Origin of the sequence: Acinetobacter sp. YH12254, from assembly GCF_013417415.1 — a bacterium.
Lineage (GTDB): Bacteria > Pseudomonadota > Gammaproteobacteria > Pseudomonadales > Moraxellaceae > Acinetobacter > Acinetobacter pseudolwoffii.
Window position 1 is genome coordinate 158,564 of record NZ_VPEB01000006.1, and the last position, 17,037, is coordinate 175,600.

Below are 17,037 nucleotides of genomic sequence, written 5' to 3' on the forward strand. Positions count from 1 at the left end.
TGCCTTCCTTAATTTTTTCCAGAGATTTCATTAAAGAAAGCTTTGCTGTCTGGATCACGACCCAGAAAGTCTTTCACCATCTGCTCGCCATGTTTTTGTCCGCCTTGCGCCAAGACCGTATTGCGATAATGCGCACCGACTTTTTTATCCATCAACTGATCGCCAAAGGCAGAGAGCATATCTAGCGCAATCACCTCGGACCACATATAGCTGTAATAACCTGCCTGATAGCCGCCCATCACATGCCCGAACTGTCCCGGGAACTGCTGACCGGGTACATAACCCAAGGCAGTTTTGCTTTCCATCTCTTGCCATAATTTTAATGGGTCGGTCTTGAGGGCATCTTTACTGTGTAAGGCCATATCGTACTGCGCATATAAAGTCTGACGCGCATAATGCAGACCGCGACCATAGTTTTTTACGTCTTTGAGACGCTCAGTCATGGCAGCATCGACACGTGGACAAGCCGGTTCACAATAATCGGCCACTTTTGATAAGGTTTCCAGACGGCGTGCCCACTCTTCATACATCTGTGAAGGTGCTTCCACCAAGTCACGCTCTACCGATGTACCAGACTGTTCGGAATAGCGGGTTTTCGATAAAATCCCGTGTAAGGCATGCCCCATTTCATGCACAAAGGTTTCCAGCTCGTTGCTGTTCAAACCTTTGCGGTTGAAGTTGGTGACCAGTACCGACACCGGACGACGCTGATTCAGGGTACTGCCACCATAGGCGCCCCAGACGGCCGCGTGTCCATATTTACCTTCACGCGGGTATTTATCGACATATAATCCGCCCAAGAATTCACCTGAGGCAGTGTCATGTACCGCATAATATTCCACTTCATTGTGCCAGGCCTTGACTTTCATCGGCCTGAAATCAATCCCGTACAGTTCTGATGACACAGCAAATAACCATTTTTGTGCCGCTTCGGTCGGGAAGTAATCGCGCAGTTTTTCCTGATCGACCTTATATTTGGCCTGACGCAGTTTTTCACTCCAATAGCCCTGATTCCAGCGAGTAATATCTGCTTTCTCTCGTGGAACTTTTAAGGTCTCGGCTTTGAACTGGCGTAACTCCTCTACATCTTGCTTCTCTAAAGGTGCGACTTTGCTATATACATCCTCTAGAAAAGAATTCACCGCTTCAGGGGTTTTTGCCATACGAAATTCAAGGGCTGAATGTGCATAGCTTTCTTTATCAAAAAGTTGGGCCATCTCATAACGCAGATCAATGGCTTTTTTCATAAATTGCAGGTTTTGCTCTGTCCCACGGCGGGTATAAGCCATCTGATAACGTTTACGCGCTTCATCACTTTCTGCCAGCTCCATGAATGGCTGGTATTCCGGATAATCAAAGCCAAGCAGATAATTGCCTTTTTCATTTTTCTTTAACCCCGCCATATAGCTGGCTGGCAGACCTTTCATTTCTGCTGGGGTAAATTCGACTTTATGCGGATTATCACGTACATTTTTGGCGAAATCCTGAGACAGCTTGGTCGATTCTTCGATGATATCTTTCAGGCGCTTTTGTTTTTCTGCACTGAGTTGTACCCCTGTTTTTTCAAACTGCTCCAGAATATCTTGCAAGAATTTTTGATCAATCGGATCACTGGCTTTCAGTTTCTTGAACTGGGCATACAGTTTCGGATTCTGGTACAGCGTGGTCTGGTACTTGCTGATTTTTAGCTCACAGTCATCTGCTGCCTGACGCAATGCAGGGTCTGGATCGACATTACTATACAATCCGACTGCTGCACCAAAATCCCGGGCTTTGGCATGTAATTCATCCCATTCAGCCAGATAAGGCCCTGCCTTGGCCTTATTTTTAATTTTCTGATTTTCAAATATCTGAATATCTTTTTGCATGCTGGCCAGATTGGCATCACATAAAGATGGAATCTCTGCTGCCTTAAATAATGGCAGTAGCTGCGCTTGAGTCTGTGCCGCTACCCCCTGATACCCCCCCATTATGACTAAACATAAGCTACTTAATTTTAAAGACTTCGATTTCATATTTATCTCCAGATTTTTCTTACTTTTTGCTATCAATATCGATGTACATCCACTCTGAAGACAGAATCGGATGGTTTTTATAACCAATGACCCGAGGTTGCGACAAGACATTACGATAGGTGCTATATAGCATCAGTACCGGCATATTCACTTCCAGAATCCGGGACATTTTGCGATAGATTGCATCACGTTCAGGACTGGCTGGCATGCTTTGGGTTTGCTCATACAGGCGGTCAAATTCAGGATGTTTGAAGCAGGCATTGTTGGTGACATTGACATTTTTGCCATAAAAAAGCTGCATGAAGTTGTCGGCATCCGGATAGTCAGCAATCCAGGCCGAGCTTTTAAACATGGTCTTACACTGTTTTTCCAGCTTGATCGCCTCGGCAAATGGCATGGCTTTGCTGACCATCTTGATCTGAATATTGTCCAGGGCTTTTTTCCAGAATTCTGCCTGTTGCTGACCACGACTGGTATTACCGACAATCAGTTCAATCTCTAAAGGCTTACCATCGGGTTGTCTGCGCCAACCATCGGCCCCGACTTTGTATTGATAACGGTCAAGCAGCATATTGGCCGCCTTGACCGAATAGGGAATACTGCTTTTATAATCCGGCGAATAACCAACCACTCCGGGTGGTACCGGCATCTGTAACTTATTGGCATCGCCCTTGAGCAAGACACTGATCATATTGTCGGTAGAGTAAGCCATGGCCATGGCACGACGTAGCGCAATTTTTTCCTTGCTGAACCCACCGACCACAGGATTCTGCATATTCCAGTAATGGTAGCCAATCAGCGGATCGGTAATCCTAGATAACTGAACCCCTTTTTGTTTTAAGGAGGGTTTGAGTAGCCCATTTTCAAGCGCCTGAACCACCATGTCGCCGTCGATTTCAGTCATGTCCAGTTCATTTTTATTAAAGGCCAACCAGCGTGACTGGGCTTCTTCAATGACCCGGATATCAATCGTGCCAATTTGCGGCATTTTTTTGCCTTGCAATGCATCCACAATGGGCTGGTCTTCGCTGCTACTGGCTTTAAAATTCCAGACAAAACTCCGGTAGTTCGGACTGGCTTTTAAAATAATGCGTGAACCCGGAGTCCAGCGTGACAATAAATAAGGGCCTGTACCGACTGGTTTGTCCATCGCAAAGCCTGCTTTATTACGGTACTTTTCAATAACTTCACGGGCAACTGCAGCTGCTGGGCCATGTGCCAGTAACATCGGAAAGTTTTGATCCGGTTGGGTCAGTTTCAGAATCAGGGTATAACGGTCTGGCGTTTGAATGCCTTCAAAGGGGTTTTCATAGACTTTGCCATTCTTTTTGCCTAAGGCGACCCATGCTTCCAGCCCTTTAATCCGGCCATCCAGCAACCAGCTATTTGGTGAATGCAAGTTGGGATCGATCAGACGTTTTAATGAATAGGCATAATCATAAGCCGTCAGTTCACGTTTCTGACCTTTAAAAACGGGATCATCGGCGAAGTAAATGCCTTTTTTGATTTTGATGGTATAGGTGAGACCATCTGCACTGACTTCTGGCATGGCAACCGCGGTATTAGGAATCAGCTTGGCTGGGGTTGCCAGATAGTCATAGCTAAACAGGTTTTCAAAAATCGCGCTATTAACCCGGGCTGAATAGGCATCGTGCGTTGCGGCGGGATCAAATCCGGTTTCTGCCACCGGAAAAACATCCCGAATCACCTTGTTAGGATCTGCAGGATTAATGGCCCATGCAGAAACGATCCCCGAGCAGAGCAAACTTCCCAGCAGAACACTACCCGTCAGTTGCTTGAATTGCTTTGATAAATTTCCCTTCATCATACTCTTCATCTAAATAGGTTTATTTTTTGACTGGTTCAATATCGAGATATTGCCAAACGGAGTTCATGATTGGATGTGCCTTAAAGCCTTGAACCTGAGGATGGATCAGCCAGTTACGCACCCGGGTATTGTGTAAAATCCAGGGATTATCGGCTTCGATTTGCCGGTTCATTTTTTCATAATAGGGCGTACGCTGATCTGGTGGCAGCTTCATGGCAGCCTGATACAGAGCATCATAGGCTTTTGAGGTATAGCAGCTCAGGTTGCCCTGCTGTGCATTTGGGCCATATAAGAGTTGAGCAAAATTTTCACCCTCCGGATAATCTGCAATCCAGGCACCGCCCCACAGCATATGTTTACATTGCGTGGCTTCTTTCAGGTTGTCGGCGAAATTGCTGATTTTAAATTCAATACGTAGACCAACTGCATCCAGATTTTTTTTCCATAATTCCGCTGCAATCACTGAAGAGCTGGAACTGGTCGAGTTCATTTTCAGTGTCAAAGGTTTGCCATCAGGCAAAGTCCGATAGCCATCTGCACCTTTTTTATAACCGAAACGGTCGAGCAGCTTATTGGCCAAAAGCGGATTATAGGCAATGCTATTTTTATAAGCTGGATTATGCCCATTCACGCCTTCGGGAATGGTCATTTCAGCTTTATCTGCATGTCCCTTATACAGCTGTTTAATGGCTTCATTCTGGTTATAAGACAAGGCGATTGCCCGACGCAGAGCGATTTTTTCTAGTGAATTTCCACCGACCACAGGATCGCGCATATTCATGATGGTATAAGTGATTTCTGCGTCTTTATTTGGATAATGTAAAATGCCTTTTTGCTTGTATTCGTTTTTGAGCTGTTTATTGACCAGGGCCTGTTCGGCACCGCTTGCAGTGAGCCGGTCATAATCCAGTTGACCCGATTTCAGCGCCAGCCAGCGCGATTGTTCTTCTTCAATAATACTGACCTTGACCATCCCAATTTGCGGCATTTTTTTGCCGCTCATTTCTTTCACCAGACGTTGATCCCAGGCCGTATTTTCACCCTTAAAATTCCAACTAAATCCCCGGTAATCTGGATTGGCCTTTAATTCAATCCGGCTACGCGGCACATATTTATGCAATTGATAGGGCCCTGTCCCGACTGGATGCTGACCTGCACGCGCGCCATAATGCTCAATGACTTCTCTGGCGGTACCGCTAAAAGTGACATAGGCCATGATATAAGGGAAATTAAAGTCGGAACGCGTGAGCGTGATTTGCAAGGTATATTGATCAAGTGCCTTTAGTCCTGCAATTGGCGCATCGTAATTAAATTGACCAGAACTTTTGGCTTGCTGAATGGCAGCATCTGCACCGAGAATTTTGCCCTCAATAAACGAAAAGGTCGGCGAATGATTTTTAGGATCCATGACCCGCTTCATGGAGTAAATATAGTCCTCGACAACCAGTTCACGTTTTTTGCCCTTAAATGCCGGATCAGCACTAAAGTAAATTCCAGGCTTAATCTTGAAGGTATAGACTTTGCCCTCCTGCTCGATCTTGGGTAAGGCTTCCGCAGTGTTCGGGGTTAAAGTGGCGGGTCGTGCCAGATAGTCGTAGCGTAATAAGGGTTCAAAAATCGCTTCGGCAATACTGCCACTATAAAAATTATAGGTCTTGACCATATCAAAACCGTCATCAGGCGCTTCAAATGCAATATTTAAAACTTTATCTGACTGCGCAGGCGATTTTGCCAAGACCGCCTCCCCCGATCCGATGGTCAGTGCTAAAACGGTCATCTTTAACATTGCTGATTTCAAAGTCATACCTATTTTTGTTTATTTAAGCTATTAAAATGAATAAGTTTTTATATGTATCTATCACTTTTTATCTGCTTCATGTTTTTTATTTTTCAACATTCAGCCTATATGATGAACCTAATCTTTCAAAGCTAAGCTAATTTCATGCCACTCTAGGCTTTAAGTAATAATTAAGTTCTTTGTACATCAAAAAACATATTTTTATTAATTATTTAAAATAATATTCATTTATAAAATCACTCAGATACAATTCGGAGTATTTGTTGCATTAATCCTACAATGACTTTCAATTTATTGCACAGAAATAATTCACTAGTGAGTCATTTTATAGCATTCCTGCGGTACAGCACTTCTCGCTATAAATAAAATAAATCTATATTTTTTAATTATTAAGCTTATTACTATAAAAGTTTTAAATCATAGTCCTAAGCCGTATTACAAAGGCATTACAAAATTTTAAAATGCCAACCAGTTACCATATTTTTTACATAATACTTACTATTAAGCCATAAATACTGATTTTCAATATCATTTTTTCTTATTTATTCAAATACCTTTTATCTGCTTTCCCTGACGCATAAGTTCTTTCTTTCTAAACCGTTATAAATTAAATACTTCTTAATATTTTGAATATTTTTACAAGAATTACAGCTAAGTTGGCACTTGCTTTGCTTAAAAAGAATACAGCATTATCTTCACACAACAAGAAAGGTGAACTTTACGATGAAAATAAATAAACTAGTCGGATCTATGGGGACTCCAACGGTTGGCAAAACGATACTCAAGTTAAGTACGCTTACCTTAAGTATGATGTTTTTGTCTTTAGCACATGCAGCGGATGAAGCAGAAAACTCTGCGGCACAACCGACCAAAGTTCAGAAAGTGACAGTGACGGGGTCGTCGATTAAAGGGGTTGCAGCACAAAGCGCATCACCAATTACTGTACTTAAAGTTGAAGATCTGGTGAACCAAGGGGTCACCACGGTTGAAGAAGCCATTAATAAAGTCAGTGCTAACCAAGCCGGCTTCGCTGTTTCACAAAATATCGGTAAAAGTAATACTTCGGGTTCAGCTGCCAACCTGCGTGGTATTGGTACCGATAAGACTCTAGTTTTATTAAATGGCCGTCGTTTAGCAAATAGCCCTTTCAGTACCTCTGAAGTTAACCTGAATATCATTCCACTGGCGATGGTTGACCGTATCGAGATCCTGCGTGATGGTGCTTCTGCGGTATATGGTGCAGATGCAATTGCCGGGGTAATTAACTTTATTATCAAAAAAGAATACCAAGGTTTTGGTATTTCGGGCGGACTGCAAGCACCGGAAGAAAAAAATGGCGACAAGTATGATGTTTCGATTTTCGGTGGTTATGGGGATTTGGACGAACAGGGATTTAACGTTTATGGTGTAATCGACTATCGTACTTCCGATATGATTATGGCCAAAGACCGTAAAGTCAGCCGTCGTGGTGGCTTGATTCCTGAACTCAACATGTCAATTGGTTCCGGTTCGGGCTTTCCTGCTAACTTGCAATCCTCAACTCTAGGCATAGTTAACCCTTATATTAATCAGAACTGTAATAATGCTCCAAATATGTTCATCTCAGGGAGTCGCTGCCTGTTAAATACTCAAGCACTCATTGGCATTACTCCAGATGAAGAAACCTTTTCTGCTTTAGCCAAAGGTACATTTAAACTCACCGATTCATTAAATGCCGTTGCTGAATATATTTATACCGAAAGTGAAGTGACCACTTCAATTGCCCCAGATGTATGGGCTGGAACCCTTTCTATTCCAGATACCAGCAAATACTACCCGGGCCAAGGTATTACGCCAGGCATTGCTGGTCTTACAGATACAAGAGTCCCACTTTTTTTACGTTCACAGTCAGGTAACCGCGTTTCTCAATCAGTGAATGAATCAAACCGGTTCTTTGCAGGAATCGAAGGTGAGGTTTTAGGCTGGGATGTAAATGGTGGCGTAACTTATGCCAAAAGTGAAGCAACTGACAATTTCGTCAGTGGTTATCTGAACCAGAGTCAGGTTCAGGCTGCGCTTAATGATGGCACCTTAAATCCATTTGGTCCTCAGGCAGCTGCAGATGCTGGAAAATGGTCGACCTTTGATGTAGCAGGCGCGACCAATATGGCTAGCTTGGATTCCACCACCTTAGATTTCACTGTCAGTCGCCCAATCTACGAACTACCTGCGGGTGAAGTTGGCTTTGCCTTGGGCGGAAGCTTTACCACTCAGGACTGGGAAGCCAAGGTCAATGCGGATCTGGTTCGACAGGTTCCAGGTAGTGGTATTGATCCGGACAAGCCTGCAAGTTCTGGTGACCGTGATATCACTGCAGTATTTACCGAATTTCACATTCCAATCTTGCCGAGCTTAGAAGCTCAACTTGCGGCGCGTTATGATGACTATAGTGACTTTGGTGACACTTTTAATCCAAAAGTATCTCTACGCTGGGAACCAATGAAAGAACTGATGTTCCGTAGCTCTTATAGCACCGGATTCCGTGCACCAAGTATGTGGGAAATTAACTCCTTACAAAGTGAAACCAATACCAGCACCAACTTTAATAACCCGCGTTTTTGTAATGCAGACGGCACACCGAACAACATCGAGTTTGCCGATCAGTGTGGTATGCAGTTCAAGCGTAAACAGGGTGGTAATCCGGACTTACAGCCGGAAGAGTCAACCTCTTTTACAGCCGGTTTCGTCTATGAACCGATCAAGAATCTGGTCTTCACTGCCGATTACTACAATATTGACATTGAAGGTCTAGTTAGCTCAGTTACACCTAATGATATTTTCAATGATCTTGATCGCTATGGCAACCTGATCGTTTATGCACCAGATGGCCGTATTCAGTATTTAAACACCACCTTACAAAATATGGGTGGCTTAAAAACTGAAGGGATTGACCTTAGCCTGAATTATTTAACCCCAATGACAGCGACCGGCCGCTTCGGTTTCGGCATTGATGGGACCTATGTCATCAAAATGGATGAGCAAGAAGAACCGGGTGGCTCATGGAAAGGTTTGGTGGGCATCTATGATGATCCTGCAGTCGTTCGCTGGAGACATATTGCCAATATTAACTGGTCTTATGAAAACTGGAAAATGAGACTAGAACAACAATATATCCGTGGTTATGAAGACTTTTCACAAGAACGTGATGTAAGTGCTTATACGCTTTATAACTTTGCAGGAACCTATAACGGATTCAAAAATCTGGAGCTAACTGCTGGTATCCGTAACATGTTTGATGCAGAACCACCTGCTTCTGATGCAACCAATAATGCCCAATACGGCTATGATCCTCGTCATGGTGACCCAATGGGCCGTACCTACTTCTTACGTGGTACCTATAAATTCTTTTAATTAATCTTTTCGCAAACACTGCTGCCAAGCGGTGTTTGCAGTTTTCCCCGTTTAATTTTAGTCGAACAAAAAAATAATGCTGCCTGTAACCAAAAACAATTTTCTCATCAGTGCACTATTTCCTGTTTGTCTTAAATTCTAGGAGTCATGATGGGCACAAAGTTTGAAGACTTAGAAAAAAACTCCGCCAAGAAACTGACGGGTATTGGGGTGGTGGTTTTTTTGCATATCCTGGTTGGCCTGGTACTCATGGCGGGTATGGCAAAAGACATTATTAAACCGGCCGAACAGCCGGTTGAGCTGATGATTATCCAGGATATTAAGCCACCTGAACCTGAACCACCAAAAGAAACCCCGCCAGAACCACCGAAAATAGTGGAAAAAGTGGCACAAGTGCCTGAGCTAAAACCGGTTGAAAAAGTGGTTCCTGTACAGAAAATACTTGCTACACCTACACAAGCAACGACTGTTGCAGTACCTACACCTGTTGCCGCCAGTCCTTCGCCAAGTCCCGTGGCAGCACCGGCTCCAGTCGTCGCAGCTGCTCCAGCACCAACTCCTCCACCCGCTGGTGTAACTCGCGGTGTGGCACAAGGTGAAGCAGGTTGTAAACGTCCTGACTATCCACGCGATGCACTCATGAATGAAGAACAAGGTGAAGTCCTGATCTCTGTCTATGTAAATACCGACGGTAAGGTCAAAGATGCCAAAGTAAAAAGTTCGAGCGGTAATCGCTCACTGGATCGTGCAGCATCTAAGGCATTCAGTTTATGTACCTTTAAGCCGGCCATGAAAAATGGTGAGCCGCAAGAATCTTGGTATGACATTCCCTATGAATTTGTCCTTGACTAACAGATACAACAGATAAAGAAAAAAATCAGGAGATCTATGATGAAAAAATCACTAAAACCTTTAAAAAATATGACTGCTGCTGGTGTGATTGCCATAAGCGCCTTATTACCTTTGCAAGCTGTTTTTGCAGAACAGTCCGCTACTCCAAATACGAGTGCAATCACTGAAACAACGGCTACAACACCCGCAACACCTACTCCGCCACCACTTCCGGCTGAACCCGTAGCCGAAGAGCCTGCGTATAATCCTTATGGTTTAGAAGCCATGTGGAAAGAAGGTGATATCGTGTCTAAAATCACCCTCTTTATTTTGGTTGTCATGTCGATCGGTACCTGGTACATCATGATCAGCAAATGCCTGCAACAAGGCAAAATACGCAAACAGGCCAAACAAGCTGAAAATACCTTCTGGGAATCTTCTTCTCTGGATAATGCGACCGAAAACCTCGACGAAGCCAGCGTCTACCGTTTTATTGCGGAAAAAGGCATCAATTCAACCAAAAATCATGGTGGTAATTTACTTGAGCGTATCGATTTCAATACCTGGGTCACCATTTCGATTTCGCGTGCAATCGACAAAATTCAGAACCATCTGAGTGGCGGTCTGGCCTTCCTTGCGACAGTCGGTTCGACTGCACCCTTTGTTGGCCTGTTTGGTACAGTTTGGGGGATCTACCATGCACTGACTGCCATTGGTGTTTCAGGTCAGGCATCAATCGATAAAGTTGCTGGCCCGGTAGGTGAAGCACTGATCATGACTGCAATCGGTCTGGCAGTCGCAGTACCGGCAGTACTCGGTTACAACTGGTTGACTCGCCGTAATAAAGCGGTCATGGAAGAAGTGCGTACTTTTGGTTCTGATTTGCACGCAGTATTACTCAGCGGTGAAATCACGACCAATAATTCTGTTAATCGTGACGTAAAGTAAGAGTGAGGCATCAGCCATGGGAATGATGGTCAATTCAAACGACAGCGATGATGAGGTAATTGGAACCATTAATACCACACCTCTGGTTGATATTATGCTGGTTCTGCTCATTATCTTCCTGATTACTGTGCCGGTCGCAATTCATACCGTCCCTGTCGATCTACCTGAAGAAAGAAATGTGCCCTATGAAACCAAGCCAGACAATGTTCAGCTGGCCGTCAATAAAACTGGAGATATTTTCTGGAACGAAATTTATATTGCAGATAAATCCGTTTTACTGAGCCGCTTACAGGCTGAAGCGCAAAAGACACCTCAGCCTGAAGTACATATCCGCGGCGATCAGTTAACCCCTTATGAGGCGATTGATCAGGTGATTAGTACCACCCAACAAGCCGGTATTGGCAAAATTGCTTTTGTCACGACACCGCCCGCTACACCTTAAAAGTGAAGAAGGATTAAGTTTATGGGTATGAATGTGGGTTCGAATCAAGATGATGATGTGATGTTGGATGTCAACATGACGCCACTGATTGATGTCATGCTGGTCTTGCTGATTATGTTTATTATCACGATTCCATTACCAAATAATTCTATTAATATCGATCTGCCCAACGGAACGCCACCTGTGACCGATGAAAAACCGCCTGAGCTGGTGGAATTACGTCTGGATGCACAAGGCAAAATGTTCTGGAATGAACAGCCTGTAGAAAGCCCTCAGGCTCTGGAAATTCTGTTTCAAACAGTGGCCAGAAACGCAGATCAGGATCAGATTAAAATCAAAGCGGATCGTGCCACCGAGTATAAACATATTGCGATGGTCATGGCTTCTGCACAGCGTCTGGATGTCAAAAAAATTGGAATTATGAGTAATAACAACTAACTATTTACAACATATAAAAAAACCCAGCATATGCTGGGTTTTTTCTCAATCCGATTTTACATCTGTGATTGAATATAATTTTGCAAGCCAATCAGTTCAATTAAACGCAACTGTTTTTCTAACCAGTAGGTATGATCTTCTTCGGTATCTGACATTTGCTGGCGCAGCATATCACGGGTGATATAGTCCCCTTTTTCTTCGCACAGCTTGATGCCCTGTGCCAGTTTTTCCCGCACATGGTATTCAAGTTTCAGGTCGGCTTTCAGACAGCTCACCACATCTTCACCAATCTCAACGTCATCGCGTTGCATGTTTGGTGTACCTTCCAGGAACAGGACACGACGGATAATCGCATCCGCATGCTGGGCTTCTTCCTGCATTTCATGGTCGATACGTTCAAAGATTTTGGTTAAACCCCAATCTTCATACATCCGAGAGTGAATCAAGTATTGGTCACGAGCAGCCAGTTCGCCACCGATCAACATATTTAAATAATCTACGACTTCTGGATTACCGCGCATTTGAATTACTCCCTGCCTTTATCTGGCTATTATGGAGAAACTCAAAAGATTTTGCAAAGCCTAACATTGGTTAAATATATGATTTTTATATAATTAAAATGAGAAGTACTTGCATTTACAGTTCGATCCAGACTAATTCCCATTTATAAAACAATACTTTGCACTGTCACGACTATTCACTTTAAGCAGAATCTGCCGGATAAATGCATCAGTTAAGATTTGTAAGTATTCATTAAAACCCGCAAGATTGCTTATTTTTGTATAAACATCACCGATTTGGCGTACTTAATGCATAAATTTCGCTTATCATTCAGACAAATTTAAAACAACAACGGTTTAAATATGACACATCCACATACAACAGCACCTGTTCTGGTCACCGGTGCATCGGGTTATATTGCCAGCTGGGTTATCCAGAAATTACTCACGCAAGGCTATACTGTACATGCCACGGTACGTGACCTGAACAAAAGCAAAAGCTTTGCCCATTTAGAAAAAATTGCCGAGAACAGTCCAGGCACCCTCAAATTATTTCAGGCCAATTTACTGAGCCCAGGTTCTTTTGATGCTGCCATGCAAGGCTGTGAAATTGTGTTTCATATGGCATCGCCCTTTGTGGTCACCAATTATAAGGATGCGGTCAAAGATATTATTGAACCTGCGATTTTAGGCACTGAAAATGTCCTGAAAAGCGTCAACCACACCGAATCCGTGAAACGTGTGATTGTTACCTCGAGTATTGCCTCTACTTATGGCGATGCCATTGATATTCTGCAAACTAAAAATAACAGTTTTGATGAATCACACTGGAATAGCACCAGTTCGGAAACTCATCAGCCTTATCCTTATTCCAAAGTCATGGCAGAACGTAAGGCTTGGGAAATGGCAGAAGCACAGGATCGCTGGCAGCTGGTCTGTATCAATCCAGCGCTGGTTTTTGGTAAATCCCTCACTCCCAATACCCAGTCTGGCAGTGTCGAAGTACTGCAACAGTTTGCCAATGGCATGACTTTGCTCGGCGTTCCACCGATGTGGAATGGCGTGGTCGATGTGCAGGATGTGGCCGAAGCGCATCTTCGTGCCGCGTTTAAGCCGGAGGCGCAAGGACGTTATATCATTTGCAGTGAAAGCCTGAGCCTGCTGGAAATGGGGCAGATTTTACGAGCACATTTTGGCAATAAGTTCCCCTTTCCGCGCAATCAGTTACCAAAGGCGGCCTTTAAACTGTTTGGACCATTGGCAGGTTTTAGTCCCAAGTTTGTGGAACTGAACATGGGTTATCCGATCTACTTCAATGCGCAAAAGAGTCAGGATGAACTGAGCATTCAGTATCGTCCGGTACGAGAAAGTCTGGTCGAGCATTTCCAGCAATTACTCGATGATGGCGTAGTCAAAAAATATATTCCTTAATCGTACTAGCTCAAACCTGATCTGACAGTTACCGATTTTTTTATTGTATCTGTCAGATTAAATTTGAGCGACTACACCGACTTATGCGCCCACAAGCTCACTATTCCTGCCTAAAAACAAGCTAAGCAGAAGTCCAACGCGCATTTTTCCACGCTTGCTGTTGCTTTGCATCTAGGAAAGTCCAAGCCACAAAACGACTCTCTTTTTGCCCCTGCGTCATTTTAATGGTTTTTAAATCCACTGCACCGCACTTACGCAAGGTATTTAACAGCATAGGCAATGTGGTTTTCTTAGAAACCAGTGTACTAAACCAAAGACATTGCTCAGCAAATTGTGTGCTCTCTTGTACCATCTGGCAAACAAAGCGTTCTTCTCCACCGTCACACCACAGCTCGTTCTTTTGTCCGCCAAAGTTTAACACCACTTTAGACCGATCAACCGGTTTGCCAAGTTTGCGTAATTTTTGCGTTGCTGTGGCATTTGCTTCATCTTGCGAAGCATGAAATGGTGGGTTACACAGAGTCAAATCAAAACGATCTGAAGGTTTAATCACGCCTTTGAAAATATTGCTCGGTGTCTTTTGCAATCGAATCTGAATCCCCTTTTTGAGATTTGGATTTGCCTCCACAATAAATTGAGCACTTTTAACCGATGCAGGATGAATGTCTGAGCCAACAAATTTCCAACCATAACTACGATGACCAATAATCGGATAAATACAGTTCGCGCCCACCCCAATATCTAATACGTGAACGGCGTGTCCTATTGGAATCTGACCTTTATTGCTATCACTCAACAAGTCCGCCAAATAGTGAATATAGTCGGCTCTACCCGGAATAGGTGGACAAAGATAATCTTGAGGAATATCCCAATATTGAATACTATAAAAATGCTTGAGCAATGCTTTATTGAGCATTTTCACAGCTTGAGGATCAGAAAAGTTGACTGAAAGATCGTTATATTGATTCGGGCTGACAAAAGGCGCAAGTTCCGGACAACTCTTGATTAACTGAGGAAAATCGTAACGACTGCGATGCAGATTTCGTGCATGTAATTGCGATTTTTGTTGCAGAAAAGATTTCTTTGCTTGAGCCATGTGTATGTCAATCATCAACGGGAGAACAGAATCAATAAGGCAGGATCTATACCTGCGAATGAATCGATATTGTACGTGAATTCAACTCACATTGCCGAACCCGTCCTTGTATTTGTCTATCCTCCCCCCTCTCATTCACCTATAGTTTTGAACTAGCAATAAAAAAGACACCTCAAGACTCATCATCCTTAGTGTCTTTTTTATTTAAGTCATTGTTTAGAACTGATTAGTCTTCGATTTGCCCATGCTCTTTCATCAGGGCAATGAACTGTTCCTCATTGATGACCGTTACACCCAGCTTTTCTGCCTTGTCCAGTTTAGAACCGGCTTTTTCACCGGCTACCACGCATTTGGTTTTACTGGATACACTGCCGCTGACTCGCGCACCCAGTGCCTGAAGTAATTGAGTCGCTTCATCGCGCCCCATACTGCTTAAGGTTCCGGTCACGACCCAACTTTCGCCATTGAGTGGCTGACGGGTCGGTGCAACTGGCGCATCCCAGTGAATGCCCGCGGCCAGTAAACGGTCTAGAACTTCCAGATTATGCGGTGCCTGGAAGAAATCCAGAATCCATTCAGCAGTAATAGCGCCCACATCCGGAGTTTTCTTTAATGCCTCCAGATCTGCCTGACGCAGTGCCTCCAGTGTCTGGAAGGTATTGGCCAGCATACGTGCTGTGGTTTCACCGACGCCACGAATACCGAGTGCATAAATAAATGCGGCCAATGTGGTTTTCTTACTGTTCTCAATAGAGTCTATTAAATTCTGAACCGATTTGGCTCCCATCTTTTCAATACCGAGCAAGGTCTCACGATGTTTATGCAGGTGGTAAATATCCGAGACATCCTTGAGCAGGTTCAGATGCAGCAAAGATTCTGCCCAGCGATCGCCCAGACCTTCAATGTCCATGGCCTTGCGCGAAACAAAATGACGAATCGCCTCAATCCGCTGTGCGGCACAATACAGTCCACCCGAACAACGTGCCAAAGCTTCACCTTCAGGCATCACTACCGGTGAATCACAGACTGGACATTTTTCTGGTAAATGCACTTCAACGGTATCTACCGGACGGAATTCCGGCCAGACTTTTTCGACTTTAGGAATCACATCACCACTGCGGTAAACACTGACCGTATCGCCAATGCGTACATCCAGACGGTGAATTTCACCAATATTATGCAGGGTCACATTGGATACCGTGACACCGCCGACCGCCACCGGATTCAAACGTGCCACCGGTGTCAGAGTTCCGGTACGACCCACCTGCCAGTTAATATTTTCAACGGTGGTCAAGGCGGCAACTGCCGGAAATTTATAGGCGGTGGCCCAACGCGGCTCCCGGCTCAGAAAACCGAGTTGCTGCTGCTGTTTCAGGTCATTGACTTTAATCACCATGCCATCAATTTCTACACTGAGGCTGGCACGTTCCTCAATGATCTGTTCATAGACTTTTTGCACGTCCTGAATACTGTCACAAATAAAGTGGCGCTCACCTACAGCAAAACCAAACTGACTCAGCCATTCCAGACTGTCCGACATGCTGCGTTGACCATGATACGGTACACACTGCGCAATTCCATAAGCATAAAAAGCCAGTGGCCGTAATGCGGCAATATTCGGATCGAGCTGGCGCAAACTTCCTGCCGCGGCATTACGCGGATTGGCAAAGGTCTTTTCACCTTTTGCTGCATTGGCGGCATTCAGTTTTTCAAAGCCCGATTTCGGCATCAATACTTCGCCGCGTACTTCCAGCAAATCGGGAATAACGCCATTTACTGCTGATAACAGCTTCGGCAGGTTGCGAATGGTTCTGACATTCTGGGTAATATCTTCACCGGTTTCCCCGTCGCCGCGAGTCACACCACGGGTCAATACGCCATGCTCATACCACAGGGAAATGGCCAGACCGTCAAATTTCAGTTCTACATCATATTCGATTTTTTGATTCGGCAAACGCTCTTCAATACGGCGAGCAAAAGCAAAAAGATCGTCCTGATTAAAGACATTGCCCAAGGACAGCATCGGAACGGCGTGAGTAATGCTCACAAATTTTGCAAGTGCCTGCCCGCCGACTTTATCGGTCGGGCTATCCGGCTGGATCAGATCGGGATATTGTTGTTCTAAAGCTTTGAGCTGATGAAAGAGCTGATCATATTCACTGTCTTCAATGCTCGGTTGATCCATCACATAATAAGCATGATTATGCTTGGCAAGCAGTTGAATCAGTTGACGCATTTGCGCAATGACAGTGGCATCTTGGGTCATAATTTCACCATAAAAAAGGGCGGAAAATCCGCCCTGTAGAATATTCAGCTTTTG

12 protein-coding genes are annotated in these 17,037 nt (G+C 44.3%); 6 read left to right on the plus strand and 6 right to left on the minus strand.

What is annotated here, in order from left to right; translation table 11 throughout:
- Positions 1–8: 8 nt before the first annotated feature.
- The 3 genes from FTV29_RS06360 to FTV29_RS06370 are packed head-to-tail and all read right to left on the minus strand — an operon-like array spanning position 9 to position 5,620.
- Positions 9–2,015 (minus strand): M3 family metallopeptidase, encoded by a 2,007-nt coding sequence (locus tag FTV29_RS06360; protein WP_100534700.1) that lies wholly within the window; start codon positions 2,013–2,015, stop codon positions 9–11.
- Positions 2,016–2,034: 19 nt separating this feature from the next.
- The gene (locus tag FTV29_RS06365) at positions 2,035–3,840 is read right to left on the minus strand and encodes an ABC transporter substrate-binding protein (protein ID WP_100534764.1); all 1,806 of its coding nucleotides are present in this window, start codon (positions 3,838–3,840) and stop codon (positions 2,035–2,037) included.
- A 22-nt stretch (positions 3,841–3,862) separates the two neighbouring features.
- Positions 3,863–5,620 (minus strand): ABC transporter substrate-binding protein, encoded by a 1,758-nt coding sequence (locus FTV29_RS06370; RefSeq protein ID WP_159138572.1) that lies wholly within the window; start codon positions 5,618–5,620, stop codon positions 3,863–3,865.
- Between the two features lie 744 nt (positions 5,621–6,364).
- Between FTV29_RS06370 and FTV29_RS06375 the strand changes: the two genes are divergently transcribed.
- The 5 genes from FTV29_RS06375 (at position 6,365) to FTV29_RS06395 (ending at position 11,690) form a co-directional block, all read left to right on the plus strand.
- The gene (locus tag FTV29_RS06375) at positions 6,365–9,031 is read left to right on the plus strand and encodes a TonB-dependent receptor (protein WP_159138571.1); all 2,667 of its coding nucleotides are present in this window, start codon (positions 6,365–6,367) and stop codon (positions 9,029–9,031) included.
- 150 nt (positions 9,032–9,181) lie between these two features.
- Positions 9,182–9,883, plus strand: coding sequence for an energy transducer TonB (locus FTV29_RS06380; RefSeq protein WP_159138570.1), 702 nt, complete (start codon positions 9,182–9,184; stop codon positions 9,881–9,883).
- A gap of 36 nt (positions 9,884–9,919) precedes the next feature.
- Positions 9,920–10,810: a MotA/TolQ/ExbB proton channel family protein gene (locus tag FTV29_RS06385; protein WP_159138569.1), complete on the plus strand. Its 891-nt coding sequence runs from the start codon at positions 9,920–9,922 to the stop codon at positions 10,808–10,810.
- 16 nt (positions 10,811–10,826) lie between these two features.
- Positions 10,827–11,252, plus strand: coding sequence for a biopolymer transporter ExbD (locus FTV29_RS06390; protein ID WP_159138568.1), 426 nt, complete (start codon positions 10,827–10,829; stop codon positions 11,250–11,252).
- A gap of 21 nt (positions 11,253–11,273) precedes the next feature.
- Entirely contained in the window at positions 11,274–11,690 is a 417-nt protein-coding gene (locus FTV29_RS06395; RefSeq protein WP_159138567.1) for a biopolymer transporter ExbD, read from the plus strand.
- 56 nt (positions 11,691–11,746) lie between these two features.
- On the opposite strand, the gene bfr is transcribed toward FTV29_RS06395, so the two are convergent.
- Positions 11,747–12,211 (minus strand): bacterioferritin, encoded by a 465-nt coding sequence (gene bfr / locus FTV29_RS06400; RefSeq protein WP_005095949.1) that lies wholly within the window; start codon positions 12,209–12,211, stop codon positions 11,747–11,749.
- Between the two features lie 342 nt (positions 12,212–12,553).
- Here bfr and FTV29_RS06405 point away from each other — a divergent pair, with 342 nt between their 5' ends.
- Entirely contained in the window at positions 12,554–13,621 is a 1,068-nt protein-coding gene (locus tag FTV29_RS06405; protein WP_159138566.1) for an aldehyde reductase, read from the plus strand.
- A gap of 121 nt (positions 13,622–13,742) precedes the next feature.
- Here the strand turns inward: FTV29_RS06405 and rlmF are convergent, their stop codons facing one another.
- Both rlmF and ligA read right to left on the minus strand, forming a co-directional pair.
- On the minus strand, positions 13,743–14,717 hold the full coding sequence (gene rlmF, locus FTV29_RS06410; protein ID WP_100357348.1) for a 23S rRNA (adenine(1618)-N(6))-methyltransferase RlmF: 975 nt from the start codon (positions 14,715–14,717) through the stop codon (positions 13,743–13,745).
- Positions 14,718–14,943: 226 nt separating this feature from the next.
- Positions 14,944–16,983 carry an NAD-dependent DNA ligase LigA gene (gene ligA, locus FTV29_RS06415; protein ID WP_159138564.1) on the minus strand — a complete coding sequence of 680 codons (2,040 nt, stop codon included), beginning with the start codon at positions 16,981–16,983 and terminating at the stop codon, positions 14,944–14,946.
- Positions 16,984–17,037: the final 54 nt, after the last annotated feature.

What these genes read in the sequence shown, in the direction of transcription:
- FTV29_RS06360 (WP_100534700.1), bottom strand. Translation starts at nt 2,015, where the DNA reads ATGAAATCGAAGTCTTTAAAATTAAGTAGCTTATGTTTAGTCATAATG.
- FTV29_RS06365 (WP_100534764.1), bottom strand. Translation starts at nt 3,840, where the DNA reads ATGAAGGGAAATTTATCAAAGCAATTCAAGCAACTGACGGGTAGTGTT.
- FTV29_RS06370 (WP_159138572.1), bottom strand. Translation starts at nt 5,620, where the DNA reads ATGACCGTTTTAGCACTGACCATCGGATCGGGGGAGGCGGTCTTGGCA.
- FTV29_RS06375 (WP_159138571.1), top strand. Translation starts at nt 6,365, where the DNA reads ATGAAAATAAATAAACTAGTCGGATCTATGGGGACTCCAACGGTTGGC.
- FTV29_RS06380 (WP_159138570.1), top strand. Translation starts at nt 9,182, where the DNA reads ATGGGCACAAAGTTTGAAGACTTAGAAAAAAACTCCGCCAAGAAACTG.
- FTV29_RS06385 (WP_159138569.1), top strand. Translation starts at nt 9,920, where the DNA reads ATGATGAAAAAATCACTAAAACCTTTAAAAAATATGACTGCTGCTGGT.
- FTV29_RS06390 (WP_159138568.1), top strand. Translation starts at nt 10,827, where the DNA reads ATGGGAATGATGGTCAATTCAAACGACAGCGATGATGAGGTAATTGGA.
- FTV29_RS06395 (WP_159138567.1), top strand. Translation starts at nt 11,274, where the DNA reads ATGGGTATGAATGTGGGTTCGAATCAAGATGATGATGTGATGTTGGAT.
- bfr (WP_005095949.1), bottom strand. Translation starts at nt 12,211, where the DNA reads ATGCGCGGTAATCCAGAAGTCGTAGATTATTTAAATATGTTGATCGGT.
- FTV29_RS06405 (WP_159138566.1), top strand. Translation starts at nt 12,554, where the DNA reads ATGACACATCCACATACAACAGCACCTGTTCTGGTCACCGGTGCATCG.
- rlmF (WP_100357348.1), bottom strand. Translation starts at nt 14,717, where the DNA reads ATGGCTCAAGCAAAGAAATCTTTTCTGCAACAAAAATCGCAATTACAT.
- ligA (WP_159138564.1), bottom strand. Translation starts at nt 16,983, where the DNA reads ATGACCCAAGATGCCACTGTCATTGCGCAAATGCGTCAACTGATTCAA.